Source organism: Methylobacterium sp. E-041, assembly GCF_022829665.1.
Classification (GTDB): Bacteria; Pseudomonadota; Alphaproteobacteria; order Rhizobiales; family Beijerinckiaceae; genus Methylobacterium.
The window spans coordinates 1-24,588 of sequence record NZ_JAKSYQ010000145.1 but is presented as its reverse complement, the minus strand read 5'-3'; the positions used below and the strand labels follow the sequence as shown (position 1 = coordinate 24,588).

Annotated in this window: 19 protein-coding genes and 2 pseudogenes; 6 read left to right on the top strand and 15 right to left on the bottom strand. The window is 70.2% G+C overall.

The features are described 5' to 3' along the window. Positions 1-625: 625 nt before the first annotated feature. From MKK70_RS13640 to MKK70_RS13615, 6 genes and pseudogenes are all read right to left on the bottom strand, one after another. Positions 626-1,630 (bottom strand): annotated as a pseudogene (locus MKK70_RS13640) (cupin domain-containing protein); the annotation flags it as partial. A gap of 447 nt (positions 1,631-2,077) precedes the next feature. Then, a complete protein-coding gene (locus MKK70_RS13635) occupies positions 2,078-2,740 on the bottom strand; it encodes a hypothetical protein (protein WP_243948368.1) in 663 nt (220 codons plus the stop codon). A 105-nt stretch (positions 2,741-2,845) separates the two neighbouring features. Next, on the bottom strand, positions 2,846-3,577 hold the full coding sequence (locus MKK70_RS13630) for a hypothetical protein (RefSeq protein ID WP_243948366.1): 732 nt from the start codon (positions 3,575-3,577) through the stop codon (positions 2,846-2,848). 1 nt (position 3,578) lies between these two features. Continuing rightward, a complete protein-coding gene (locus MKK70_RS13625) occupies positions 3,579-4,022 on the bottom strand; it encodes a hypothetical protein (RefSeq protein WP_243948365.1) in 444 nt (147 codons plus the stop codon). A gap of 36 nt (positions 4,023-4,058) precedes the next feature. Then, entirely contained in the window at positions 4,059-4,901 is an 843-nt protein-coding gene (locus tag MKK70_RS13620; RefSeq protein ID WP_243948357.1) for a DUF4365 domain-containing protein, read from the bottom strand. Between the two features lie 467 nt (positions 4,902-5,368). After that, positions 5,369-9,097, bottom strand: coding sequence for a vitamin B12-dependent ribonucleotide reductase (locus tag MKK70_RS13615; RefSeq protein WP_147858943.1), 3,729 nt, complete (start codon positions 9,095-9,097; stop codon positions 5,369-5,371). Positions 9,098-9,661: 564 nt separating this feature from the next. Between MKK70_RS13615 and MKK70_RS13610 the strand changes: the two genes are divergently transcribed. Both MKK70_RS13610 and MKK70_RS13605 read left to right on the top strand, forming a co-directional pair. Then, the gene (locus MKK70_RS13610) at positions 9,662-10,078 is read left to right on the top strand and encodes an NADH:ubiquinone oxidoreductase subunit NDUFA12 (protein WP_147844523.1); all 417 of its coding nucleotides are present in this window, start codon (positions 9,662-9,664) and stop codon (positions 10,076-10,078) included. 344 nt (positions 10,079-10,422) lie between these two features. Beyond that, positions 10,423-11,067 carry a DUF2155 domain-containing protein gene (locus MKK70_RS13605; protein ID WP_243948355.1) on the top strand — a complete coding sequence of 215 codons (645 nt, stop codon included), beginning with the start codon at positions 10,423-10,425 and terminating at the stop codon, positions 11,065-11,067. Positions 11,068-11,116: 49 nt separating this feature from the next. Here the strand turns inward: MKK70_RS13605 and aat are convergent, their stop codons facing one another. After that, positions 11,117-11,803, bottom strand: coding sequence for a leucyl/phenylalanyl-tRNA--protein transferase (aat, locus tag MKK70_RS13600; protein WP_243937154.1), 687 nt, complete (start codon positions 11,801-11,803; stop codon positions 11,117-11,119). Positions 11,804-12,147: 344 nt separating this feature from the next. On the opposite strand from aat, the gene MKK70_RS13595 reads away from it, so the two are divergent. Both MKK70_RS13595 and MKK70_RS13590 read left to right on the top strand, forming a co-directional pair. Continuing rightward, positions 12,148-12,429, top strand: coding sequence for a hypothetical protein (locus tag MKK70_RS13595; protein WP_147729864.1), 282 nt, complete (start codon positions 12,148-12,150; stop codon positions 12,427-12,429). 132 nt (positions 12,430-12,561) lie between these two features. Next, positions 12,562-13,833 (top strand): hypothetical protein, encoded by a 1,272-nt coding sequence (locus MKK70_RS13590; RefSeq protein WP_243948342.1) that lies wholly within the window; start codon positions 12,562-12,564, stop codon positions 13,831-13,833. Between the two features lie 366 nt (positions 13,834-14,199). Here MKK70_RS13590 and MKK70_RS13585 read toward each other — a convergent pair whose 3' ends face one another. Together MKK70_RS13585 and MKK70_RS13580 are read right to left on the bottom strand one after the other, a co-directional pair. After that, positions 14,200-15,882 (bottom strand): acyl-CoA dehydrogenase family protein, encoded by a 1,683-nt coding sequence (locus MKK70_RS13585; protein ID WP_147729428.1) that lies wholly within the window; start codon positions 15,880-15,882, stop codon positions 14,200-14,202. A gap of 195 nt (positions 15,883-16,077) precedes the next feature. Further along, a complete protein-coding gene (locus MKK70_RS13580; RefSeq protein WP_243948340.1) occupies positions 16,078-16,956 on the bottom strand; it encodes a DMT family transporter in 879 nt (292 codons plus the stop codon). A gap of 455 nt (positions 16,957-17,411) precedes the next feature. On the opposite strand from MKK70_RS13580, the gene MKK70_RS13575 reads away from it, so the two are divergent. Beyond that, the gene (locus MKK70_RS13575; RefSeq protein ID WP_147844290.1) at positions 17,412-18,296 is read left to right on the top strand and encodes a YihY/virulence factor BrkB family protein; all 885 of its coding nucleotides are present in this window, start codon (positions 17,412-17,414) and stop codon (positions 18,294-18,296) included. Between the two features lie 134 nt (positions 18,297-18,430). Here the strand turns inward: MKK70_RS13575 and MKK70_RS13570 are convergent, their stop codons facing one another. From MKK70_RS13570 to MKK70_RS13550, 5 genes are all read right to left on the bottom strand, one after another. Next, a complete protein-coding gene (locus MKK70_RS13570) occupies positions 18,431-18,805 on the bottom strand; it encodes a helix-turn-helix domain-containing protein (RefSeq protein ID WP_243948338.1) in 375 nt (124 codons plus the stop codon). Between the two features lie 55 nt (positions 18,806-18,860). Further along, positions 18,861-19,115, bottom strand: a complete 255-nt coding sequence (locus MKK70_RS13565) for a type II toxin-antitoxin system RelE family toxin (protein WP_243948336.1) — start codon at positions 19,113-19,115, stop codon at positions 18,861-18,863. Between the two features lie 86 nt (positions 19,116-19,201). Then, positions 19,202-20,986, bottom strand: a complete 1,785-nt coding sequence (locus MKK70_RS13560) for a glucan ABC transporter ATP-binding protein/ permease (RefSeq protein ID WP_147728370.1) — start codon at positions 20,984-20,986, stop codon at positions 19,202-19,204. 533 nt (positions 20,987-21,519) lie between these two features. Next, a complete protein-coding gene (locus MKK70_RS13555) occupies positions 21,520-22,455 on the bottom strand; it encodes a TAXI family TRAP transporter solute-binding subunit (protein WP_243948334.1) in 936 nt (311 codons plus the stop codon). Positions 22,456-22,495: 40 nt separating this feature from the next. After that, positions 22,496-22,999: a CAP domain-containing protein gene (locus MKK70_RS13550; RefSeq protein ID WP_147729617.1), complete on the bottom strand. Its 504-nt coding sequence runs from the start codon at positions 22,997-22,999 to the stop codon at positions 22,496-22,498. Positions 23,000-23,254: 255 nt separating this feature from the next. Here MKK70_RS13550 and MKK70_RS13545 point away from each other — a divergent pair, with 255 nt between their 5' ends. Further along, positions 23,255-24,232 (top strand): sensor domain-containing diguanylate cyclase, encoded by a 978-nt coding sequence (locus MKK70_RS13545; protein ID WP_243948333.1) that lies wholly within the window; start codon positions 23,255-23,257, stop codon positions 24,230-24,232. Between the two features lie 40 nt (positions 24,233-24,272). Here the strand turns inward: MKK70_RS13545 and MKK70_RS13540 are convergent. Then, positions 24,273-24,588, bottom strand: a pseudogene (locus MKK70_RS13540) (phosphomannomutase); the annotation flags it as partial.

Below are 24,588 nucleotides of genomic sequence, written 5' to 3'. Positions count from 1 at the left end.
CCTGATCAGTCAAGAAGGCATTCTGCCAAGGCAAACGCTACCCGGTAGCTCCCTAAGGGAAGCTACATACGGCAGAGGTGGCGGCTCCTTCTTCGGCAACCCGGCGGCGAACATGTGTCCAGGGACAACGAGGGAGAACAAGGTCGCCGTGTTTTTGAAAAGGCCCCATCTGCCGTAGGCATGCGCTGCTTATCGGCTCAGACCTGTTCCCCCGGCTGTCGTGTCGATAGCTTATGGGCGCACGATCGCCGACATGCTCCGCGTGCATCGAAATAGTTTCTGAACCGCTCGAAGCGAAAGCGGCCTTGGTAGACAAACTCGCTTCGATGAGACGCCATTCCGAACACGAAGGTCTGTATTAGCCAGTGGCAGTGGATCAGAGGTGTCTCGCCATGTGTCCGCTTCTGCACATCGCGTCGGGGAACGCAAACGACTGCGTTAGGTCATGTCCCGTCCGTCTGTTCTACGATTAAGATGGGTGGATTTCTGCCGGTCTGCTTTCGGGCGGCTAAACGGTATAATCATACGTCTTATATGATAATCCGGTACAGCAGATTGGCTTAATTTATGAAGGGTGAGGTTTTACATAAGAACCTCACCCTTCCAGTCGATATTAGGATTTCGATCAGCTCTGCTTCAGCTTCGTGATCGTCTCGGTCGGCACGCCGGCGAAGTTGTTGGACACCAGATAGTTCGGGCTGGCCTTGATCCAGGCATCGAGGTCGATCTCCTCGAACTTGCCGTTGTCCCAAGTCTGGATGATCTCCAGATCCTCGTCGCCGACATTCTTGATCGCGTGGCCGAAGCCCATCGGGATGTAGGCCACATCGCCCGGATTGAACTCTGCGACCTTGCCGCGACCGCCCGAGCCGAACAGCGCCACCTGGCCCTTACCCTTCAGGTAGAAGTGCCACTCGTTGGCATTCACGTTCCAATGGAATTTACGCATCTGGCCGGGGCGAATGGTCATGACGCCGCCCGACATCGACTTGGAAACCGGCCACTCGTCGACGGTCGCAAGACGGAAGGTCCCGCCGTCGAACTCGCGCACGGCGCGCGGGTCCTTCAGGAGCCGGAACTTGTGGGTGGATTCCTTCGGCCAAGGCGCATCGAGCGCCTGGGAGAGCGGGATGACCGGTCCGGCTTGGATGTAGGCCTCGCCCTTCGGGAAGGCGTTGAGCGCTTCCTTCGGCAGCCCAAAATTCTCCGCCAGCATGTCCTTTGGGGACACGTCGACCCAGTCGGTAATCGAGAAGGTGCCGTGCTCTGAGAAGGCGCCATTGTCGAACGATAGGATGAAGTGGCAGGGCTTGTCGCCGATCGTCTGGATCGAGTGGCCGTGGCCCTTCGGGAAGAACCAGAGGTCGCCTGGCTCGTAATTGTTGATTTCGCTCGCCCCTGACGGATCGAGCACAACCGTCTGGCAGCGGCCGTCAATCACGTAGGCCCACTCGGCGGCGATGGCGTGCCAGTGCAGCTCGCGCGAGGCGCCGGGATCAAGGAACATATGGACGCCCGCGATCCCCTTGCTGATGGGGAACTGGTGAACGGTCGCTTCCTTGGCCCACCCGCCCGACGTGACTTTCGGGACGTTGCCGTCGAGGGAAAAATGGAAATCGGGCATGGCGCCGACATCCTTAGGGTCGTGGTAGGCGACTTGCGCGCCCGGGGGGAGCTACTGAACGTCACGGCCGAAGCCGCCCGCGCCCGGCGCGCCGTGATCCGTTGTTGCTGCAGCAGCCTGCTGCGTCAGCGCCATTAGGCCACCGGCTCCGAGGGCGGCGGTTCCCAGAAACGCGCGTCGGTTAGCGTCCATCGTTTGTGTCCCAAATCTGGCTACAGCAAACCCGAGAGAGCTGGGTCTTTGCTGCGCTGGAGTACGTGAAATTTTGTATGCCAAAAACTCACGTAGTCGTGATGAATGATTACGAGGGATCGAACGTGCCGGCGTGCCGTATTGCTGCTTTCGGGAAATGTCTGGCATGGTGCAAGCGGCCGGGATGGGTCGTCAGCGGAAGAGCTGCTTTCAATCAACCCGACACCGATTACGGACACGCGAAACGGCCTCGCCGGAGGCTCACATGTAAAACTTGTACTCGGACCGTACGGTCATCTCCGGGCTGACCTGCTTCAGCACCTCGCTGACCTTTCTCGAAAAGGCCATCGTGATCGGCACGCCATCGGAGAAGGCAGCGTTGTTCACGTTCATCTTCGTCAAGGCGAGGATCTCGGTGGCGAGCTCGCGCGGCCCACTGTCGCCGTGCTTCTCCAGGATGGTCCAGGGTTCCGGGACGTGGACGCCCGGGTAGGTGTCGAAGTACGGCGTGAAACCGTGGGTGTAGAGGATGGGGTAGGCGTCATCGACCATCGCGAAGGTACCCCGGACCGGCGGGTAGCGTCCGATCCGGGCCAGCCGCACTCGGCTCCGGTCGAGGGTCACGAGGTCCACCTCGGCCAGCGGGTTCACGGCGTAGATCCCCTCGAAGAAGCCCTCCAGCTCGTTGAACTCGCGGTGCTCCGGCCCCCAGAAGCGGGAGCTCTTGTGGACGACGACGCGCTTGGGCGGCAGGCGGCTGATCTTCTTGTACTCGGTCAGGACCTTGCGCATCAGATCGGATGCGCCGGTGTGGGTGAGGTGCGGGGTCTTGCCGTGCTCCTCGACATCCCACTCGAAGGGATCGCCACGTAGGACGACCCCCTGACCCAGGTAGTCGAAGGCTTGGGCGATGCCGGTCCGCATCCCGATCCGGCCGCCCGCATCCTCGGCCTTGTAGAAAGTGACGCCGACGTAGCAGGTGTCGGCGCCGACGCTGTGGCCCCTCCAGGGAACGCCGCCGCCCTTGAACTACAGCGCTGTGGCGAAGTTCCAGGCGCGCGTCGCCCGGTCCTGCAGGGAGGGCTTCTTCCCGCTCAAGGTGTCCTCCCGCAGGATCTGGATCGGCACGCCCCACTTCATGCTCCGCGCCTTCAGGCCACGTCGTAGGTTGAGCCAGCCACCGTTGTTGAGCTGGGCGGTCGACGAGCCTTCGAGAAGGACCTCCGGCATCGCCACGAGGATGACGTCCGGCGCGGGCGAGACCGTCGCGATGCGTTCGATGTGCTCGGCAAGGAGGTCGGTCGCCCGCTCGACCCGCTGGATCGCGTTGGCGCCATCCGCGATCAGGCGCGCCTCGCGGTCCTGGACCGTGGAGCGCCACCGCTCGGCCGTGAGGATCTGGGTAGCGAAGCTGGTCTCCGCCGACATGCCGACGAAGTCCGGCGTCAGGCTCTTGACCAAGGCCTCGATCGTGACCTCCTCGTCGGACGCCTCAAGGAGGGATGGTGAACCGGGAGGCGCCGTCCGCTTCTGGGTCTTGTTGGTCTCGATGCGGTGCCTGCACTCGTCCACCCAGCGTTCGCAGAGCTCAGCGGTCGCCCGGGTCCCGACGATGCCCACCCGGATCTGGGTCGGGTGGAGGGCCGGGTCGGTAAGGCCGAAGGGACCGGTCTCGGCGAGCCCGGTCTTCTTGTCCGGATGCAGGAAGTGGCCGCCGAACTCGAGATGCGGCTCGCGGATGTACTCGATGGTGACGGACATCTCACTCCCCCTTCGGACGCTTGCGCGCGGCAACCGGATTGCTCTGGATGCTGAAGGCCGCCTCCGCCGTGATCGGCGGGCCGCCGGCCTGCGCGACGGTCTCGTCCCCGATCCTGAGGTCGAACAGTTCCCGCCCGCCGGACATCTGGTAGGCCCAGAACAGGATGTTGTTGTTGAGGTAGGCGTCGTTGTATTCCTCGACCCGCGCCGAGGTCGCGTAGGACCGGGCGGCCTCACCCTCCCACGGCCGCGTGCCGTCAGTGGTGAACATGAGCCGCGGGTTGATGGCGATCGCCCAGAGGTCGCCGTACCGTTCGAACCCGTAGTCCAGGGCCTGGTGCCGGAAGAACTTCAGCTTCCCGTACTCGTAGTGCTTGGCGACGGTCCGGCTTTGGGTGCGGCCCGTCCGGCCGCTGGTCCAGCGCTTCTGGATGGGCGCGTCCACCGCCAGCCCGCGATTGTAGAAGTAGCGCCTCGGCCGCTACGCGTAGCTCAGGCCGATCCCCCTCAGGTGCCGGTGGATCAGGCCGTTCATCAACCGCGCGAGGTCGTTCTCGTACTCGGGGCCCTGCGAAATCCATTCCTCAAGGTCGATTTGCTCGATGCCTCCGGCGTCGATGACGCTCGCGAGCGCGGTGTTCCGATCCGACGGGTCCGAGAGCGTATGGAGCAGCCCCCCCTTGTAGACGTACGGGGGGATGATGCCGGTCAGGCGGTCATGGAACCCGAACTGCTTCTGGGGCACGACGGGGGCGATCCACACTTTCTCGGGGCGGCGCTCGATCCTCAGGAGGTTCGTGAACAAGGTTTCCCCGACCTCCGTCGAGACCCGTTCGGGGGCACCCTCGCAAAGGGCGAGGAGGGCGGGATAGGCGGCCTCGTCGAAACGGTCGTCGGCCTTCGAGAACTCGATCCGGTGCGGGGCCCTCAACGCGTTCGGGTTGTCCCGCAGGTAGGCCTGAACGTCCTTCCAGTAGAGCGCGTCGTCGTCCGGGTGGAACACCACGTAGATGACCGGGACGTTGACCCCCCGCCAGTAGAGGATGTCCTTCTCGAACATCGGCGAGGCGAAGCTGGTCTCGGTGTCGCGGATGACGAAGCTCGTCCCCGACTTCGACTGGACCTTGACGATCCTGCCGGTGGCCACGGCGCCGTCTCCGTCCACACGGGGCCTGCACAGCTCGATCTCCCCATCGATCCCGACGTCGTCCTTTTCCTGCTCTCGCCAGATGCACTTCATGCCGTGGACGACGAGGTTGATGCGGTCCAGCCCTCTCCATTCGGAGAGCTTCGACTTCGCGACGATCTTGACGGGAGCGTTCATGGATATGGCTCCGGTTGCGCCCATCGGCGCGATGCATGGCCCTCAGCGGCCGAGATTCACGATTTGTTCGTCAATCGAAATCGCCACGAAACGGAGTGCTTCATTATCCCGGGCAAGGAGGGCCGGGGACTGACGCAATATGCCTTCCCCGGCCCTGTCGATGCACGGCCCCATTAAGCCGCGCTGTCACTGCTTGAGGACGGTTACGACCGGGGTGCTCGGCCGCAACCGCCTCGCATCCCGCCTCTAGCCTCGGGCCCCACGGTGGGCCTTCCTCGATGGAGCGACGGGGGAATGCCCCCGTTCGCACGCTTCCGAACCCCCGGTGTTCGTACCCAAGCTGTTCTGTCGGCTACGCCTTGCCGGGGCGGCTACAACCAAACTCTCCTATCGGCTGCAACCAAACATCCCCTTTTCACAACCAAACTTCCCTGTCCGTTACACGTCCCCTGCGCCGACCGCCGCGCCTACGAGCAGCCGGTCGTGCTGCCGCAGGTGTCGCACTTCAGGCAGGTTCCGTTGCGGACCAGCGTGAAGTTCGCGCATTCCGGGCAGGCCTCGCCGACGTAGCCCTTCATTTTGGCCTCGGCGCGCCGGTCGGCGACGCTGCGCTCCGGCTTGGCGAAGGGCAGGGCCTCGATCGACGTCTCCGCGTGGCCGGCGAAGTCCGGCTCCGCCTTCAGCGCGGTGGCGCCGCGCATGGCGTGGACCACGCCGCCGGCCGGGGCCGACTGGCCCGCGTTGCCGGCGCCGACGCCGACGGTCGCGCCGGACGGGCCGCCCTGGATCAGGGTCAGCCGGTCGGCCGAGCCGCGCAGCAGACCGCGGGAGACGACGCTGGCGGCCGTCTGCTGCGGCTTGCCCGCCTCGCGGGTGGTGTCGCCCTCGCCGCCGCCGAGCACGGTCGAGCCGATCTCGGACGGGTCGACATGGGCGAGGTCCATGCGGGCGAGGTACGAGATCGCCAGCTCGCGGAAGACGTAGTCGAGGATCGAGGTCGCGTTCTTGATCGCGTCGTTGCCCTGCACGAAGCCCGCCGGCTCGAAGCGGGTGAAGGTGAAGGCCTCGACGTATTCCTCGAGCGGCACGCCGTACTGGAGCCCGAGCGAGATCGCGATGGCGAAGTTGTTCATCAGGCTTCGGAAGGCGGCGCCCTCCTTGTGCATGTCGATGAAGATCTCGCCGATGCGGCCGTCGTCGTACTCGCCGGTGCGCAGGTAGACCTTGTGGCCGCCGACGACGGCCTTCTGGGTGTAGCCCTTGCGCCGGTGCGGCAGCTTCTCGCGCGAGCGGATGCGCTCGACCCGCTCGATCACCCGCTCGACGATTCGTTCGGCGAGCTGCGTCGCCTTGGCGGCGGCCGGCGCCTGCACCAGCGCCTCGACCATGTCCTCCTCGTCGTCCTCGTCCTGGATCAGGGCCGAGTTCAGCGGCTGCGACAGCTTGGAGCCGTCGCGGTAGAGCGCGTTGGCCTTGAGCGCCAGGCGCCAGGACAGGGTGTAGGCCGCCTTGCAATCCTCGACCGTGGCGTCGTTGGGCATGTTGATGGTCTTGGAGATCGCCCCCGAGATGAAGGGCTGCGCCGCCGCCATCATGCGGATGTGGCTGTCGACCGAGAGGTAGCGCTTGCCGATCCGCCCGCACGGGTTGGCGCAGTCGAACACCGCGTAGTGCTCCTGCTTCAGCCCCGGCGCGCCCTCGAGCGTCATCGCCCCGCAGATGTGGGTGTTGGCGGCCTCGACGTCCTTCCGCGAGAAGCCGAGGAACGGCAGCAGCTCGAAGGTCGGGTCGGAGAGCCTGTCCGCCGGCACCTTCAGGGTGTCGGTGAGGAAGGCGTCGCCCAGCGTCCAGCGGTTGAACACGAACTTGATGTCGAAGGCCGACTTCAGGCCCGCCTCGATCGCGGCGATCTTGTCGTCGGTGAAGCCCTTGGCCCGCAGGGAGCCCGGGTTGATCGCCGGCGCCTGGCCCATCGAGCCGTGGCCGACCGCGTAGGCCTCGATCTCGGCGATCTCGGATTCGCGGTAGCCGAGCGCGCGCAGCGCATCCGGCGCGGCCTGGTTGATGATCTTGAAGTAGCCGCCGCCGGCGAGCTTCTTGAACTTCACCAGGGCGAAGTCGGGCTCGATGCCGGTGGTGTCGCAATCCATGACGAGGCCGATCGTGCCGGTCGGCGCCAGCACCGTCGCCTGCGCGTTGCGATAGCCGTGCTCCTCGCCGAGCCGCAGGGCCCTGTCCCAGGCGGCGCGGGCGTGGTCGCCGAGATTGCCCTGCGGGATGTTGGCGTGGTCGAGCGGCACCGGGGCGATCGAGAGGAACTCGTAGCCCTCCGCCTCGCCGTGCGCCGCGCGGCGGTGGTTGCGGATCACCTTGAGCATGGCGTCCGCGTTGTCCTCGTAGGCCGGAAAGGCCCCGAGCTCCGCGGCCATCTCGGCCGAGGTGGCGTAGGACACGCCGGTCATGATCGCGGTCAGCGCACCGGCCAGCGCCCGGCCCTTATCCGAGTCGTAGGGCAGGCCCATCGTCATCAGCAGGCCGCCGATGTTGGCGTAGCCGAGGCCGAGCGTGCGGTACCTGTAGGAGAGCTCGGCGATCTCCTTCGACGGGAACTGCGCCATCGTCACCGAGATCTCGAGCACCACCGTCCAGAGGCGGTTGAGGTGCTCGAACGCCTCGACGTCGAACTGCTTGGTCTGGCGGTCGTACATCGTCAGCAGGTTGGCCGAGGCCAGGTTGCAGGCGGTGTCGTCGAGGAACATGTACTCGGAGCACGGGTTCGAGGCCCGGATCCGCCCGCCGGTCGGGCAGGTGTGCCAGTCGTTCATCGTGGTGTTGAAGTGCAGGCCCGGATCGGCCGAGGCCCAGGCCGCCTCGCCGATCTTCTCCCACAGCTCGCGCGCCGGCAGGGTCTTGGTCGTCTTGCCGGTGGTGCGGGCCTTCAGCTCCCAGGGCGCGTCGGTCTCGACCGCGCGCAGGAAGTCGTCGGTCAGCGAGACCGAGTTGTTGGAGTTCTGGCCGGCCACCGTGAGGTAGGCCTCCGAGTCCCAGTCGGTGTCGTAGACCGGGAAGTCGATCTTGGTGAAGCCTTGGCGGGCGAACTGGATCACCCGCTTGGTGTAGGAATCCGGCACGGCGTCCTTGCGGGCGGCCTTCACGGCCTTCTTCAGGGCCGGGTTGCGCTCGGGGTCGAAGCAGGCGTCGCCTTCCGCCTCGCACTGGGTGCAGGCCTTCATCACCGCGGCGAGGTGCTTGGAGACGATCTTGGAGCCGGTCACCAGCGCGGCGACCTTCTGCTCCTCCTTCACCTTCCAGTCGATGTACTGCTCGATGTCCGGGTGGTCGATGTCGACGATGACCATCTTGGCCGCGCGCCGGGTGGTGCCGCCGGACTTGATCGCGCCGGCCGCCCGGTCGCCGATCTTGAGGAAGGACATCAGGCCCGACGACTTGCCGCCGCCGCCGAGTTTTTCGTTTTCTCCACGAAGCATCGAAAAATTCGAGCCGGTGCCGGAGCCGTACTTGAACAGGCGCGCCTCGCGGACCCACAGGTCCATGATGCCGCCCTCGTTGACGAGGTCGTCCTGCACGCCCTGGATGAAGCAGGCATGCGGCTGCGGGTGCTCGTAGGACGAGGCGGACTTGGTCAGCTCGCCGCTGCGGTAGTCGACGTAGTAATGGCCCTGGGCCGGGCCGTCGATGCCGTAGGCCCAATGCAGGCCGGTGTTGAACCATTGCGGCGAGTTCGGCGCGACCATCTGCTTGGCGAGCATGAAGCGCAGCTCGTCGAGGAACGCGGAGGCATCCTCCTCGGAAGTGAAGTAGCCGCCCTTCCAGCCCCAGTAGGTCCAGCAGCCGGCCAGGCGGTCGAACACCTGCGTCGCCGACGTCTCGGAGCCGGTGCGCTCGGCCTCGGGCAGCTCGCCGAGCGCCGCCTCGTCCGGCACCGAGCGCCACAGGAAGGACGGGACGTCGTTCTCCTCGACCCTTTTCAGGCGCGCCGGCACGCCGGCCTTGCGGAAGTACTTCTGCGCCAGCACGTCGCTCGCGACCTGGCTCCAGCTCTCGGGCACCGAGATCCCGTCGAGGCGGAAGACGGTCGAGCCGTCCGGGTTGCGGATCTCGGACAGTGCCTTGCGGAACGGGATCGCCGCATAAGGCGAGGAACCGGACGTGGTGTAACGACGCTCGAACCGCATGAGACGCACCTCTCCCGACGAGGCGCAGAGGCGCCCCGGGGTTGAATCCGGAGATCCGAAGAGCCGAATCCGGGCGCCTGAAGCGACGCTGCCCGGATCGGCCGACGTTGGTAAGAAGGTGGCTGGACGCGCACGGATCGAACGGATCGGCGCTCCCGAACCATGACCCGGACATTAACGCCGGGCCGGCCTTCACGTCAACAAGTGGTGTTCGGCCTCCCGGTTCCACGCTAGATGTTGTGGTCTTGGCGGTAAAATTGTGGATAAGTCGGCGCCGGCCGTAAGTGCTGTTTCCGCCTCCTGGATTTCATGCGGAAAATTTTTGCGTCCACAGCGTCGTCGGGCCGCCCGAAAACGCGCCCGCCGCGCCGCCGCGCCGGCATGGCCGCCGGGCGACGGGGCCGGTCCGCGGCGACGCCCGCCCGGCGGCGTCACCGGCGCCCGGACTCGGGTTTCGGACTTGGTTCTGGACTTGCGGGCACCCGCTCCTCATAACCGCGCTCTGCATGCGCAGCCCGGATCGCGATCCCCGGCCGCGCGTGCGAGCAGGCTTCGGAGACGGCGATGGCGCTCAAGGACACGCTTCTGCGCATCTTCACGTGGTGGAACGGGCAGACGATGTCGCTCGCGCTCTACACCGCGCGCAGCGGCAACTTCGTCGGCAGCGACGACCACGGCAACAAGTACTACCGCGCGCAAGGGGCGCTGATCGACCGCTCGGTCGGCTCGGAGCGGCGCTGGGTGGTCTACAACGGCTACGCCGACGCCTCGAAGGTCCCGCCCGGCTGGCGCGGCTGGCTCTGCCACAACGTCGAGCTGCCGCCGAGCGAGGAGGCCTACACCCCGCGCGAGTGGCAGAAGCCCCACGTCGAGAACATGACCGGCACGGCCGACGCCTACCGCCCGAAGGGCTCGCAGCTCTCCTGGGGCGCCCGCCCCGCCGCCACCGGCGACTACGTGCCGTGGACGCCGGGCGAATAGCCCCCCACCAGTCCGGCCGGCACGTCTCCCCTCCGGTTGGATAGGCCTCCGAGGCCGGATCCGCTTTGACGACCCGGTCTCCGTCATTCCGGGGCTGCGCAGCAGAGCCCGGAATCCAGGGCCGCCGCGAGGCGCAGACTGGAGCGAGACCCGCGGCGCTGGATCCCGGGCTCGCCTCCGGCGCCCCGGGATGACGGGGAGGGGCCGGAAACGAGACCTGCAGGCCCTGTCCGCCCGCGTCGCGACCACGAAGGCCGCGCCCTTTTTCCACCACCGTTTCCGTATTGAACGCGTCGATCCGCCGGCCGCGCGCCGCGTCGTTCACTTGCCGAGAGGGGCGTGCCTTGAGCCGCATCACCGCACGGGCCGCGTTCGGCCTCGCCGCCCTCGCGCTCTGCGTAGGCCCGGCCTCCGCCGACAAGATCAAGAACCCGACCGCGGTGTTCTCCGGCCTCGACAAGATCACCGGCCGCATCGTCTCGTTCGAGGTGGCGGTGGACGAGACCGTGCAGTTCGGCGCGCTGCAGCTCACCCCGCGGGTCTGCTACACCCGGCCGCCGACCGAGAGCGCCAAGACCACGGCCTTCCTCGAGGTCGACGAGGTGACGCTGGAGAATAAGTACCGCCGGATCTTCACCGGCTGGATGTTCGCCTCGAGCCCCGGCCTGCACGCGATCGAGCACCCGATCTACGACGTGTGGCTGGTGGATTGTAAGGGCGGCAGCGACATCATCGCCGAGGCGCGCGAGCAGGAGGACGTGCCGGCGATGGCCGCCAAGCCCGAGCGCAAGCGCGGCACGAAGGACGCCGCCAAGACCGTGCAGCAGGTCAACTCCGCCGGCCAGGTCGACGTCGAGGCGCCGCGCGGCGTCCCGGTCCAGCCGCGCCAGAAGCCCTCGCGCAAGTTCTTCCCGTCGAACGAGGGCCCGGCCCCGGCCCCGCCGCAGCCCCCGCAGCCGCAATCGATCTTCGACGCGATCTTCCGCTGACCGCATCCCCCTTTCCCTCCCCCCTGAAGCGGGGGAGGGAAGGGGAGCCTCACGCCTCCGCGGAGCCCGGCCCGAGGGCGGCCAGGGCCTGCGCCCCTGGGACGCTGCCGTCCGTCGGCCAGGCGTTCCAGTCGGCGGCGTGGCCCAGCGCCTCGGCGAGCCGGCGCTTGTAGACGTGGCGCGGCAGCTCCTCGGCGCCGAACTGGGCGAGGTGCTCGGTGACGAACTGGGTGTCGGCGAGGCGGTATCCGCCGGCGCGGAGCCGTCCCATCAGGTGGACGAGGGCGACCTTCGAGGCGTCGCGCACCTCGTGGAACATGCTCTCGCCGAAGAAGGCCGCCCCCATCGAGACCCCGTAGAGGCCGCCGACGAGCCGGCGCGGCTCGCCGGCGTAGACCTCGATCGTGTGGGCGTGGCCGCGGTCGAACAGCGCGCCGTAGAGCTCGCGGATGCGGCCGTTGATCCAGGTGCGCTCGCTCTCGCGGCGCGGGGCGGCGCAGCCGCCGATCACGCCGTCGAAGTCGGTGTCGCTGCGGACCTCGAACACGTCCGAGCGCACCGTGCGCGCGAGCCGCTTCGACACGCGGAACCCGTCGAGCGGCAGCACCCCGCGGGCGCGGGGCTCGACCCAGTACAGCGTCGGGTCGTCGGCGTCCTCGGCCATCGGGAAGATGCCGGCGGCGTAGGCTTTGAGAAGGATCTCGGGCGTGATCTCCACGCGGGTGCCGTCGTGCATGGCGGCGATTCTGGCGTGCGCGCGTCCGGAACGCCAGTGGGGCGGCCGCGCAAATCCACGGCGCCGACGCCGCGGGCCCGACCGGCCGGCGATCGCGATCCTTCTGCGGTTCGATCCGTCCGCATCAGGACCGACCTGCAGGGGCGGCGATCTTTGGAAGCACATCCCCGGCCGCATTGGCTAGGATCATCAGCATCGAACCCAAGAGGCGGCAGCACGCCGCCCGGAGGCCGGCATGATCGTCGCCATGCGCAAGTCCCGACCCGAGGCCCGTCCGATCCCGTCGTGTCGTCGCACCGACGGCACGGGGAAGGATCGCAACACGGCACGGAAGGACGACGGCGATGGGCCATCACGACACGGCATTTGACGCGTCCGGCGCGGGACGGACATTCGGATCCCGCACCTTCGCCCTGGCCGCGCGGGCGCACCGCCGGCATTACGGCCGGGCCGCCTTCGCCACCGCCATCGACGACGGCCTGATGCCCGACGAGGTGCGCGGCATCCTGGCCGGCCGCAGGATCGTCGACGCCTTCCCGGTGCGCCGGGGCGAGAGCCCGCCGGCCTATGCCGGCCGCGCCGTGGCCGAGATGATGGTCGCCTACCTCGCGAGCGAGACGCCCTGAGCGGCGAAGCGCCTTCGCGGGCGACCCGGCCGACGCGGTCGGCCCGACCCTGATCCCACCCCGAAGTCCAGTCCCACCCCGAAGTCCAGCCATCGGACGACCTGCGCGACGCCGCAGGCGAGAGGTTTCGGCATGCCGATCCACACCCGTCGCCGCATCCCATCCCGGTTCGCGATCGCCTGCGCCGCCTCCGCCCTCGGCCTCGCCTGCCTCGTCGGCGCGGGCTCGGCCGACACGCGGACCTCCCTGCGGATGGCCTTCGTCGGCGCCTCGACCGATCTGGCGCAGCGTTTCGCCCCGGCGGACGCGGCGGCGCGGGTCGCCCTCGGGCCGGGCGGGGCGGACGTGCGGGTGGCCGGCGACCTGATGGACGGCGTCGCGCTGCGGGTCGAGGCCCTTCTGGCGGCGAACCCGCAGGCCCGCCGCATCCACCTCACCAGCGGCGGCGGCCTGGTCGAGGAGGGCCTGGCGCTGGGCGCGCTGATCGCCGAGCACGGGCTCGACACCTACGTCCCGGACGAATGCGCCTCGGCCTGCACCCTGGCCTTCGTCCGCGGCCGCGCGCGCTACCTCGGCACGGCCGGGCGCCTCGGCTTCCACGCCCCCTACGAGGCCGGCCTGTTCGGGCAGACCTTCGCCGTCGACGCCAGCCCCGAGCGGGCGGCCTACCGCGACGCCGGCCTCGCCGCGGACTTCACGGCGGAGGCGCTGGCGGTCGCCTCCGACGACATCTGGATGCCGGATGCCGAGCGCCTGATCCGGGCCGGCGCCGTCACCGAGGTGGTGGAGCCCGACCGCTTCCCCGACTCGACCCTCGACGACGACGACGGCCCGGAGGCGGCCCGCGCGCAGGTGCTGCGCAACCTGCCGATCCTCGCGCAGGCCGACCCCGCCGCCCTCGACCGCATCGCCGCCTGGTACCGCGACGGCTACCGGAACGGGCGCTCGGAAGCGGACGCCTTCGACGGGTTGCGCGCCCGGGCGAACGACCACCTCAGGGTCCTGTTCCGCCGGGCCGACGACGCGACCATCCGGGCGCTCGGGCATGCGGCGCTCGCGGCGTCGCGGGCGGTGGGGGCGGGCGACGGTGATGCGTGCGAAGCCATCGCCGGCGGCGACGTGGTCGCGATCGACGAGGCCCTGCGGCACGCCGCGCACCCGGTGCCGAGCCTGCCGGCGCTGATCGTGCAGGCGCGACGGCAGAATGCGGCGCCGACCGAGGGAGCCGCCGCGGGCGACGACGCCCGCCCGCGCCGGCACGCCCGGCGCCCGCCGGCGCGCTGCGCGGCCCGGATCGCGGCGCTGCGGCAGGCCCTGGACCGCCCGGCCCGCGAGGCGGCCGCCGAGGTGCGGGGGCTGCTCCTGACGGAGGCGCCGCAGGTCGCCGCGATTGCCGCGCCGTGAGCCTCGCGCGCCGTCCGTCGCCGGGCGACGACCGGTTCCGTCCGCCGCGAAACCGCGGGGACCGGAAGACGAGGGCCGTGGCCGCCCCCGGCACCGGTGAGGATGTGCGGCGCCCAGCGGAGCCGGCGCCGCGGTAAGCCGAGGCTGCACCCCTGATCCGGATTGCGGGCGTGGCCGCTGCCCGGCCGGGGCCGTTTCGGAGCGGATGCGTCCACGCGTCCCTCCCCTCGACGGATCATGGGCTTACCCGGAATCCGCATGTCTCGCGTGCCCGATTCCGCGTGCCCCCGGTTCGGGCGGGCCCGATTTTGGGGGGGCGGGAAGATCCGAGCGGTGCCCGGGCCGTCTCCCGGCCCGGGCGTCGTCTCACGCCGCCTCGAGCAGGCGGCGGGCGATGACCTGGGCCTGGATCTCGGCCGCGCCCTCGAAGATCGAGAGGATGCGGGCGTCGCAGAGCACGCGGCTGACGGCGTACTCGAGCGCGAAGCCGTTGCCGCCGTGGATCTGCAGGGCGTTGTCGGCCGCCGCCCAGGCGACGCGGGCGCCGAGGAGCTTCGCCATGCCGGCCTCGAGGTCGCAGCGCTTGCCCTCGTCCTTCTCGCGGGCCGAGAAGTAGGTGAGCTGGCGGGCGATGTTGATCTCCACCGCCATCATCGCGAGCTTGTCGGCGACCCGCGGGAAGCTGATCAGGGCTTTTCCGAACTGCATCCGCTCCTCGGCGTAGCGCAGGCCGAGGTCGAGGGCCGACTGGGCGACGCCGATGGCGCGGGCCGCGGTCTGGATGCGGGCGGACTCGAAGGTCTGCATCAGCTGGGCGAAGCCCTTGCCCTCGACCTCGCCGAGGAGGTTGTTGCCCGGCACCTCGAAGTTCTCGAAGGCGAGCTCGTACTCCTTCATGCCGCGGTAGCCGAGCACGTGGATCTCGCCGCCGGTGAGGCCCTGGACCGGGAACGGTTCCGCGTCGGTGCCGCGAGGCTTCTCGGCGATCAGCATCGACAGGCCGCGGTGGCCCTTCTCCTCGGGCTTGGTGCGGACCAGCACCGTCATGATGTCGGCGCGGACGGGATGGGTGATCCAGGTCTTGTTGCCGGAGATCTTCCAGGTCTCGCCGTCCTTCACCGCCTTGGTGCGCAGCGAGGCGAGGTCCGAGCCGGTGTTCGGCTCGGTGAACACGGCCGTCGGCAGGATGTCGCCCGAGGCGATCTTGGGCAGGAAGCGCTGCTTCTGCTCCTCGGTGCCGCCGCACAGGATCAGCTCGGCGGCGATCTCCGAGCGGGTGCCGAGGGAGCCGACGCCGATATAGGCGCGCGACAGCTCCTCGGAGACGACACACATCGAGATCTTCGGCAGGCCCATGCCGCCGTACTCCTCCGGGATCGTCAGGCCGAAGACGCCGAGCTCGGCCATCTTGGTGACGATCTCCATCGGGATGTAGTCGTTCTTGAGGTGCCACTCGTGCGCCTGGGACACCACCTCGGCCTTGCCGAAGCGGCGCATCTCGGAGCGGATCGCCTCCATGTCCTCGTCGAGGCCGGAATCGCCGACGGTGGCCGACGCCACGCCGTCGCGGATCTTCTGGACCAGGGCGGCGCGGTTCTCCGGGGTGTTGCCGTCGGCGATCAGCGCCTCGACCGCGTCGGTGCGGAACTGCTGCACCTCGCGGGCGGTGAGCCCGAGCGAGCCGACCGGGCGCACCATCTCGCCCTGGCTCATCGGGATGCCCGAGACCATCTGCTCGAGGTACTCGCCCGCGCCGATCTTCACGAGCAGCGTCTCGGTCTCGCCGAGGCGGCCGGCCGCGCGCAGGTTGGCGGCGTAGGTGCCGAGCTCGCGCACCGCCTCGCCGTAGGTGGCGATCCAGGCGAGGCCGTGGGCGGCGTGCTGCTCGGCCTCCAGCTTGGCGGCGTCGACCTTGCCGTCCGTGCCCAGCACGCGGGTGCGGACCCGGCGGGTCGCCTCGGCGACGAGACGTTTCGCGGATTCGCCGGCGGCCTGCGTGAGGGCGACGAGATCCTGCGGCTCGGGCTGGAAGGCGGGCGAAGCGGACATGGCTGGCACTTTCGTCTGAACGTTTCCGGTTGCGAGCAATATAGGCCCGATCCACCGGGACGTAGCAAATTCTTGAGGCTCGGAGCCGCAATTCGTCTTGAATTTTCTATCCAGTCGCGTGCAATTTTCCTCAACGCCGCAACCGGTTGGCGAAACCGGCGCGCCGTGGCGGGTGCCGTCGCTGCGCCCTCTCGCCTAGCCCCGGTTCGCCACCGCGACGCCGATCGCGGCCACCGCCATGCCGGCGACCTGGAGCCCGGTCAGCGCCTCGCCGAACATCAGGTAGGCCATGGTCGCCGAGACCGGCGGCACCAGGAACAGCAGCGCCGAGACGCCGGCCACCGCGCCGCGCCGGATCAGCACGAGCAGCAGCAGGATCCCGGCGACGGAGCTGACCAGCACCGACCACGCCATCCCGAGCCAGACCGGCAGCAGCGGCGGCACGGCGAGGCCGTCGCCCGACAGCAGCGCCAGCGGCACCGCGACGCCGCAGGCGCCGACGAACTGCAGGGTCGCGGTGGCCAGCAGGTTGGCGTCGGCGCCGGTGCGCTTCTGCCAGAGCGTGCCGAGCGTGATCGCGGCGACCGCGCCGGCGCAGGCGGCGAGCGCTACCGGCGGGATGCCGGCCGGGTCGGCGGCGCCGATCTTCGGGGCGAGCACGAGCCCGGCCCCGAGGAAGCCGAGCCCGATTCCGCACCAGCGGCGCAGGCTCACCGCCTCGCCGAGCACCGGCCCGGCCAGCATCGCCGTCGCCAGCGGCTGCAGGCTGCCGACGAGGGCCGCGATTCCCGCGGGCAGGCCGCGATGGATCGCCCAGAACACGCCGACGATGTAGCAGCCCTGCATCAGCACGCCCGCGACCATCGCGTCGCGCCATCCCGCGCGGGTCCGCGGCCAGCGGGCGCGAAGCGCGAGGGCGATCGCGCCGAGCACCAGGGCCACGCCGATCACCCGCAACGCCACGAAGGGCAGCGGCTGGGCATGGGGGGCCACGAACCGGGCCGCGATGAAGCCGGTCGCCCAGATCAGGACGAACAGGCTCGGGATCAAGACGTTTGCGAGGAGGGCGGGCATGGTGCCGCGCAGGCAGCACGCGCCGTCCGCGCTGACAACCGAAAAAGCCGGGGCGCCCCCGCCCCGGGACAGGGGGCGCCCCGCCGTTGCCCGAAGGCTTCACCCCGGCACCGAACGCCGCCCCCCGGCCCTCGACGCGTTGACGGGGACGGGAACGCGATCACGTATCCCAAAAAACGCATCCTCCATCGGGTAGCATCGCCGCACGTGACAAACGCTTTGACGGAAGGATCTCGGCGATCACCGCGCATCCCCTCGCACCGCACGCGGGGAGAGGCCCGCACGGACCTCGTCGTCCGTGCGGGAAGCGCAGGCGAAGCCGGAGCGGCGGTGAGGGGGCGGCCCCGAAAGAGCCTCCTCCGTCGACGCCCCCTCACCATCGGCTGCCGCCGCGCTTTGCCGACGACGTGGTCGGCAAAGCCCCGTCCCCGCGTGCGGGGAGCGGGGAGGGCGGCATGAAACCCCTCCGCACCGCCCTCGAGGTCGCGGGCATCGCCGCGCAGCGCTTCGTCTCCCATGACGGCTGGGCGATCGCGAGCCACATCGCGCTGTCGATCCTGACCTCGCTGTTCCCGTTCCTGATCCTGCTCGCGGCGCTCGCGGGGCTGCTCGGCACCAAGTCCCTGGCCGACGAGGCCGGCCTGCTGATCTTCGACGCGTGGCCGCGGGAGGTCGCCAAGCCGATCGTCGGCGAGGTCCACCGGGTGCTCACCGAGCAGCGCGGCGGGGTGCTGACGGTCGGCGCGCTGCTGGCGCTGTACTTCTCGTCCTCCGGCGTCGAGAGCCTGCGGGTGGGCCTGAACCGCGCCTACGGCCTGCGCGAGATGCGGCCGTGGTGGCTGACCCGGCTCGAATCGATCGGCTACGTCGTCTGCGGCGCCTGCGCGATGCTGGCCTTCGCGCTGCTGGTGGTGCTCGGCCCGCTGATCTGGCGCAACGTCGTCCTCGTCGCGCCGGGGCTCGAGCCCCTGGGCCTCACCGTCGCGATCGCGCGGATCGGCATCACCGCGCTGCTGCTCGCCGCGGTGCTGATCATCGCCCACAAGTTCGTCGCCGCCGGCCGGCGCTCGTTCCTGGCGGTGCTGCCGGGCATCGGCGTGACGCTGCTGCTGTGGTTCTTCGCCGGGCTCGGCTTCGGGTTCTACCTCGACCGCTTCTCGAACGCCTACGCCTCGACCTACGGCGGCCTCGCCACCGCGATGGTGTTCCTGGTGTTCCTGTACTGGCTCGCGGCGATGTTCCTGTTCGGCGGCGAGATCAACGGCACCGTGATCGCGGCCAAGCGCAGCCGGCTGCGGGCGCGGATGCACGCGCGCCAGGCGCGCCCGCCGGTTGCCTAGGACGAGACGCTTTGCCGGGAACCGAGTCCGCCTCGGGCTGTTGTCCCCAGGACTCCGTGTGATCCGAAACCTCATCCGGCCAGCTTCCCCGAAACGGGAGGCGGGCCGTTTTCTTTTGGCCGCTCGCGCCGGCGTCAGCCGACGAGGTCGTCGAGCGTGACCGCGAGGGCGTCCGCGATCCTCCGAAGGGTCTCCACGGTGCCGTCGCGCTTGCCGGTCTCGATCTGCGAGAGGAACGGTTGGGCGATGCCGGCCTGCCCCGCGAGCGCCGCCATCGTGAGCCCACGATGCTCGCGCCAGACCCGGATGCGGTTGTCGCCGCCGAGCAGCCGGTCCACGACCTCGGCGGGGATCAGCTCCTCCTCGCCGGTCGCAAGCTTCAGGCGGAACTGCGCGACGGCGGCCTGGTCGGCCGCGTCCTCCGCGGCCTGGGCCAGCGCGGTGTAGTCGGCCTCGCTCAGGATCACGAGTCGCTCGCCGGCCGGTGTCGTGAAGCGATGCGCGTTCATGGCAACGTCCTTCTCGGTCGGGCGCGATGGCGCGGGCATCGCCGGGATCGACCGCTCAATCGTGGGCGCTTCCCCGGGGCGTCACCTTGATGATCGCGACGATCTCGCCGTCTTCGGTGAACAGGACCCGCCAGTCGCCCATCCGGAGCCGGCAGACGCCGTCCATGGTCTTCAGGCGCGTCACGTTGTGGGCCTGCGCTGCCGGGTCGGCTGCGTACTGCGTGATCTTCGAACGAATCATCGCCGACACGTTGGTCGGCATGCGGCTCAGGGTCTCGAGGGCGGCCTTGCCGTAGGCAATTCGCTTCAAGGTCTACCTATAGCATATCGCTATATCGGCGCTCGAAGCCCGGGACCGCGCGTGCGGAAGCGCGGTCCCGGTGGTTCGGCTCGACCTCAGGCCGCCAGAGCCAGCACCGCTTCGCCCTCGTCCGCCTCGGCGGCCATGAACTGCGCCCGGGCGAGCTCGGCGAAGCGGCCGTTCTGCGCGACCAGGCCGTCGAAGGTGCCGCTCTCGACGATGCGGCCCTCGTGGAAGACCAGGATGCGGTCAGCGTTGCGGATCGTCGCGAGGCGGTGGGCGATGACGAAGGTGGTGCGGCCTTCCATCACGGCTTCCAGCGCGCCCTGCAGGCGGCGCTCGGTGGCGGCGTCGAGCGCGCTCGTCGCCTCGTCGAGGATCAGGATCGGCGGGTTCTTCAGGATCGCCCGGGCGATCGAGAGGCGCTGGCGCTCGCCGCCCGAGAGCGAGCGGCCGCGCTCGCCGATCACCGTGTCGAGGCCGTCGGGCTGGCGCGCCATGAAGGCGGAGGCCTGGGCGCGCTCCAGGGCGTCGAGCATCTCGGCATCGGTGGCGTCCGGGCGGCCGACCTGGAGGTTCTCGCGGATCGAGCGGGCGAACAGCATCGGCTCCTGGAACACCACGCCGATGTTGTGGCGCAGCGACGACACCGCGACGTCGCGGATGTCCATCCCGTCGATGCGGATCGCGCCGGCGCCCGGGTCGAAGCTGCGGTGCAGCAGGCCCAGCGTCGTCGACTTGCCCGAGCCGGTGGTGCCGACGAGCGCGATGGTCTCGCCGGCGCGGGCCGCGAACGACACCCCGTCGAGCGCCTTGCGGCGGCCGTCGTAGGAGAAGCCGACGCCCTCGAACTCGACCTCGCCGGCGAAGCGGGCGACCTGGACGGCGTGCGAGCGGTCGCGGACGGCCGGCACCGTGTCGAAGATCGTGAAGAACTCGGCGATCTTCGGCGCCTGCTGGAACAGGCCGTTGACGAAGCCGACCACGTGGTCGAGGCGCGTCACCAGGGCGGTGGCGAGGCTCATGAAGGCGACGACCTCGCCGACCGAGGTCTGGCCGGCCTGGTAGAGCATGATGCCGGTGACGAACACCGCGGTCATGGTGATGGTGGCCGACGCGCGGGTCGCGACGTTGGCCAGCGCCCACCACGACAGCACCGGGATCTGCGCGGCGAGCAGGTTGCCGATGATGTCGCGCATCGCGTCCTTCTCGGCCTTGGCGCGGGTGAAGGACTGGATCACGGCGACGTTGCCGAGCGCGTCTGAGGCGTGCGCGGCCAGGCCCGAATTGTAGAACTCGACCTCGCCCTGCAGCGTCTCGGTGCGGCGCATGACGAAGGTGGTCAGCGCGGTGAAGACCAGCACCAGCACGAGCAGGATCGAGCCGAGCTGCCAGTTCACGAACAGCGTCATCGGCAGCAGCACGCCGAGCGAGACCAGGGCCGCGAAGTGGTCGCGGAAGAAGCCGAGCCACAGGGCCGACATGCCGTTGGTGCCCTCCAGCATCGCCTTCAGCACGCGGCCGGAATGGTTCGCCGAGTGGAAGGCGAGCGGCAGGTCGAGGACGTGCTCGAAGTAGTTCGCCATGGTGGAGAGGCGGTTGCGGTGGGCCAGCCGGTCGGCGTGGAGCGCGATGGCGACGCCCGCCGCGATGGTGAAGAAGCCGAATGCGACCCAGGCCGCGATCAGCGGCAGCATGGTCTGCAGGCCGTTGCCGCCGCGCTTGAGGTGGGTCAGCCCGTCGATGATGCGGCCCATGATCAGGGGTTCGGCGAAGGCCGCCACCGCCAGCGCGACGTTGGCGAACCCGAGGCCGATGGCGAGCCGCTTGTCGTTGCCCAGAAGGCTCAGAACGCGCGCGTACAGACGAAACAGCGACATGTCAGCTCCGAACACCGACCTCAGGCGCGCCCCGTGTTGCCCGGGCCCAGCGCGCTCTTCCCCCTCGAACCCGGTCCGCGGCTGCGGTCCGGGTCTTCCTTCTTCCGTCGCGCTCCGTCCGATCGCCGGAACGGTGAATTCGGGAGTCCCGAGCTCCGGGCTCCCAAACGCTTGGCACGACGGGACTTATGCCAGGGGCTGGCTGAACGGCGCCTGACGGATCCGCCCCGTTGCGGGGAGGCCTTTACGGTTCGTTCAGCAAGATTTCCTAACCTCGTCCCCGAGGGCTCCACAAGCGCGCGATGCGCGCAGGCGCGCGAATTTCTCGCATCGCGCGTCGTGCACGGGGATCTCGCGACCGCGACGTTCGGGCCGGCCGCGCCACAGGCCCCCGGGCCACATGATCGGGCGCCGACGGCGCCGGCCGGAACCTCGCGCGCCGACGCTGCGCCGGATGCCCGACCGCATCGCGGATCACGGGGATCGAGCCCGATCGAGGATGCGCCGACGGGGACCTGCCCCGGGCCGGCGGCTCAGCGCGCCGCGCCGATCTCGCGCAGGTACCGCGCCGTCCCGGGGTTGAGGCTCCCCGCCGGCACCGTGGCGGCGAGGTTCGCGGGATCGCTGTCGCGTCCCTGCGGCAGGCGCCCGGCCAGCCCGGCGCCGGCCCGTCCGATCGCCGCGACCAGGCGGTGGGCCGCCTCGGGGTCGAGGCCCGGCCGGGCGAGGACGAGGCTCCACGAGCCCACGGTCTCGATCGCCGAATCCTGCCCGCGGAAGCTGCCGGCCGGCACGGTCATGCGGCGCAGCGAGGGCCGCGCGGCGAGCGCCCGGTCGATCGCCTGCGGCGACGGGCCGACGAAGCGGGCGCCGCCGGGCATCGCCGCGACCGCCGCGAAACCCGGCCAGCCGATGCCGCCGCCCCAGAGCGCGGCCGCGCGCCCGTCGGCGACCATGGCCGGGCCGTCGCCGGCATGCTCCAGGAGGATCGGGACGATGTCGCGCTCCGGGTCGAGGCCGGAGGCGGCGAGCACCGCGCGGCCTATCACCGTCAGCCCGGAATTCCGGGTGCCGAGCGCGACGGGCTTGCCGGCGAGGTCGGCGAAGGTACGGACCGGGCTCGCCGCCGCGACCACGAGCAGGCCGGGCGTGGCGTACATCGGCGCGACCGCGGTGAGCCGCGGGCCGTCACCCGCCGCCAGCGCGTCGTAGGCGAACTCGCCCTGCACCAGCGCGAGGTCGAGGGCGCCCTCGCGCAGCAGCCGGACGTTCTCGGCCGAGCCGCCGGTGGCGCGGGTCTCCAGGGTCAGGTCGGGGTCGACCGCGCGGACCGAGGCCGCCAGCGCCGCGCCGTAGGCCGGAAAGCCGCCGCCCGGGGTGGCGGTGCCGAGGACGAGGCGAAGCGGCTCGGCCCGCGCGGACGAGGCGAGCATCAGGCAGAGAGCGACCAGAACAGGCTTCACCCGCATCGCACGTGTCCGCCTCCGCGCCGGGGCCGTCGCTCGGCCGTCATTTCGCGGTCAGCAGCGCCCAGTAGACCTTGTACTTCGATCCGGGCGCGTAGGCGGTGGCGATGCCCATGCGGGCGGCCTTCGGATCGAGCATCACGGCGTTGTGGGGCGGGCTGTCGCGCCAGCCGGAGAAGGCCTCGGCGAGGGTGTGGTAGCCGGCCGACAGGTTGGCGTTGGCCGACGCGAAGCCGAGCCGCTCGACGGCGCCCTTCACGGTCTGCGCCTTGCTCGGCCGGTCGGCGAGCGCCATCGACGCCGCCTCGGCCTCGGCGAGCTTCTGGAGCTCGGGGTCGAGGGCGAGCGCCGCCTCGCCGCGACCGCGGCGATAGGCCGAGATCATGTCGCGCGCGGCTTCGGTGTCGACGTGGGCCGCGTTGTTCGACAGGGGCAAGTAGAGGCTCGGCAGCGCCGCGGTGGTCTGCGTGTCGGTGGCGCACCCGGCCAGCAGCGCCGCGCCGGCGAGCAGCAGGGCGCCCGCGCCGTATCGTCCGATGCTGCCCACGTGTCCGATCCGCCGCTCGCCATCGGCCCGCGTCGATCGGGCCACCGCCGCGACATATAGGGTGCCCGGGGGCGCCGTGCAGCGGCGACGCGCATCAGGATTGACGAACCCTTCACCGGCTCGCGCTTAAGCTGTACCGAATGGAGCCGTCGATGCCGGGCCGTCCCGGCGCGCTCCGGTCCGGGTCGGGAATCGCGTGGGAATCATCGAGGCGAACCTGCGGGGCGGCTTCGTCGGTGCGACGTCGCCCGCCGCATGACCGGACCGCCCATCCACCCCGACGTCGCCGCGGCGTCGGCGACGATCCGCTCGGCCGAGGCGCAATTGCGCCTGATCCGCCGGGACGCCGAGCGGCTGGCCGAGCGCCAGCGCACCTTCGACCGGGCCGCGGCCGCGGCCGGGATCGGGGTGTGGGAATGCCGCCTGCGCGACGAGGCGATCGACTGGTCCTCCGGCGTCTACGACCTGTTCGGCATCCCGCGCGGGACGGCCCTGTCGCGCGGGCGCGCCCTCGAGCACTACCCGGAGGCCTCGCGCCGCGCCCTCGAGGCGGCCCGCTCGCGAGCGATCGCCGAGCGGACCGGCTTCCGCCTCGACACCGAGATCCGCACCGCCGCCGGGCAACTCCGCTGGATCCGCCTGACCGCCACGGTGGAGGCGCGCGCGGGCGTCGCGGTCCGGCTGTTCGGGATCAAGCAGGACATCACCGACGAGAGGCTGGCCGCCGAGGCGGCGCGCCGACGGGCCGATCTCGACGGGATGACGGGCCTCGCCAACCGGATGTGCTTCGAGGACCGGCTCGCGTTCCTGTGCCGGCAAGGCGCGGGCCTGCTCGTTCTCGTCGACCTCGACGTCTTCAAGGCGGTCAACGACGGCTTCGGGCATGCGGCGGGCGATGCCTGCCTCCGGGAGGCGGCCGACCGCATCGCCGGGCTCTGCCGCCGGGCCGACCTCGTGGCGCGGATCGGCGGCGACGAATTCGCCATCCTGCTCGGCGGCCACGGCAGCGCGCGCGGCGCCGAAGCCCTGGCGGGGCGGATCGTCCATGCGATGGGCCGCCCGATGCAGGTCGGCGGCGTCACGATCCGGGTCGGCGCCTCGGTCGGCATCGCCGCCGTCGCGGGCGGCGGGCCGGCGGATGCCTTCGCCCGCGCCGACGCGGCGCTCTACGCCGCCAAGCGCGCCGGGCGGAACACCTTCCGCACGCACGGCGCACCGATCCGCTTCGCCTGACCGGCCGGCATCGCGCCCTCGAGTCCCGGGGGGGCGACGGCTACGCGCGTCCGGCTCCCGCCGCCATCGCCGCCGCCGCCGCGTCGAGCCCCCAGGCGAGGAGGTCCTTGGCTTCCGCGGCGGTCGGCGCCTCGGTGTAGCACCGCAGCTCGGGGGCGTTGCCCGAGGCGCGGAAGTGGATCGTGCGGCCGCCGTCGAGCGCGATCCGGATCCCATCCTGCGCGTCGACCGCCTCCGGGGTGCCGACCGGCTGCAGGAAGGTCCGGCGGAACGACGCGTCGCCGAGGCTTTGCAGGAGGGCGCCGCTGCGCTCGGCCGGCGTGTCGGGCAGCCGGTCGCTCGCCATCTCGCCGACG

Coding starts and splice junctions, on each gene's coding strand:
- MKK70_RS13555 (WP_243948334.1), bottom strand. CDS start 22,455: ATGCGGGTGAAGCCTGTTCTGGTCGCTCTCTGCCTGATGCTCGCCTCG.
- MKK70_RS13575 (WP_147844290.1), top strand. CDS start 17,412: ATGAAACCCCTCCGCACCGCCCTCGAGGTCGCGGGCATCGCCGCGCAG.
- MKK70_RS13585 (WP_147729428.1), bottom strand. CDS start 15,882: ATGTCCGCTTCGCCCGCCTTCCAGCCCGAGCCGCAGGATCTCGTCGCC.
- MKK70_RS13590 (WP_243948342.1), top strand. CDS start 12,562: ATGCCGATCCACACCCGTCGCCGCATCCCATCCCGGTTCGCGATCGCC.
- MKK70_RS13635 (WP_243948368.1), bottom strand. CDS start 2,740: ATGCGGACCGGCATCGCCCAAGCCTTCGACTACCTGGGTCAGGGGGTC.
- MKK70_RS13560 (WP_147728370.1), bottom strand. CDS start 20,986: ATGTCGCTGTTTCGTCTGTACGCGCGCGTTCTGAGCCTTCTGGGCAAC.
- MKK70_RS13615 (WP_147858943.1), bottom strand. CDS start 9,097: ATGCGGTTCGAGCGTCGTTACACCACGTCCGGTTCCTCGCCTTATGCG.
- MKK70_RS13610 (WP_147844523.1), top strand. CDS start 9,662: ATGGCGCTCAAGGACACGCTTCTGCGCATCTTCACGTGGTGGAACGGG.
- MKK70_RS13580 (WP_243948340.1), bottom strand. CDS start 16,956: ATGCCCGCCCTCCTCGCAAACGTCTTGATCCCGAGCCTGTTCGTCCTG.
- MKK70_RS13570 (WP_243948338.1), bottom strand. CDS start 18,805: ATGAACGCGCATCGCTTCACGACACCGGCCGGCGAGCGACTCGTGATC.
- MKK70_RS13595 (WP_147729864.1), top strand. CDS start 12,148: ATGGGCCATCACGACACGGCATTTGACGCGTCCGGCGCGGGACGGACA.
- MKK70_RS13545 (WP_243948333.1), top strand. CDS start 23,255: ATGACCGGACCGCCCATCCACCCCGACGTCGCCGCGGCGTCGGCGACG.
- MKK70_RS13620 (WP_243948357.1), bottom strand. CDS start 4,901: ATGAACGCTCCCGTCAAGATCGTCGCGAAGTCGAAGCTCTCCGAATGG.
- aat (WP_243937154.1), bottom strand. CDS start 11,803: ATGCACGACGGCACCCGCGTGGAGATCACGCCCGAGATCCTTCTCAAA.
- MKK70_RS13630 (WP_243948366.1), bottom strand. CDS start 3,577: ATGTCCGTCACCATCGAGTACATCCGCGAGCCGCATCTCGAGTTCGGC.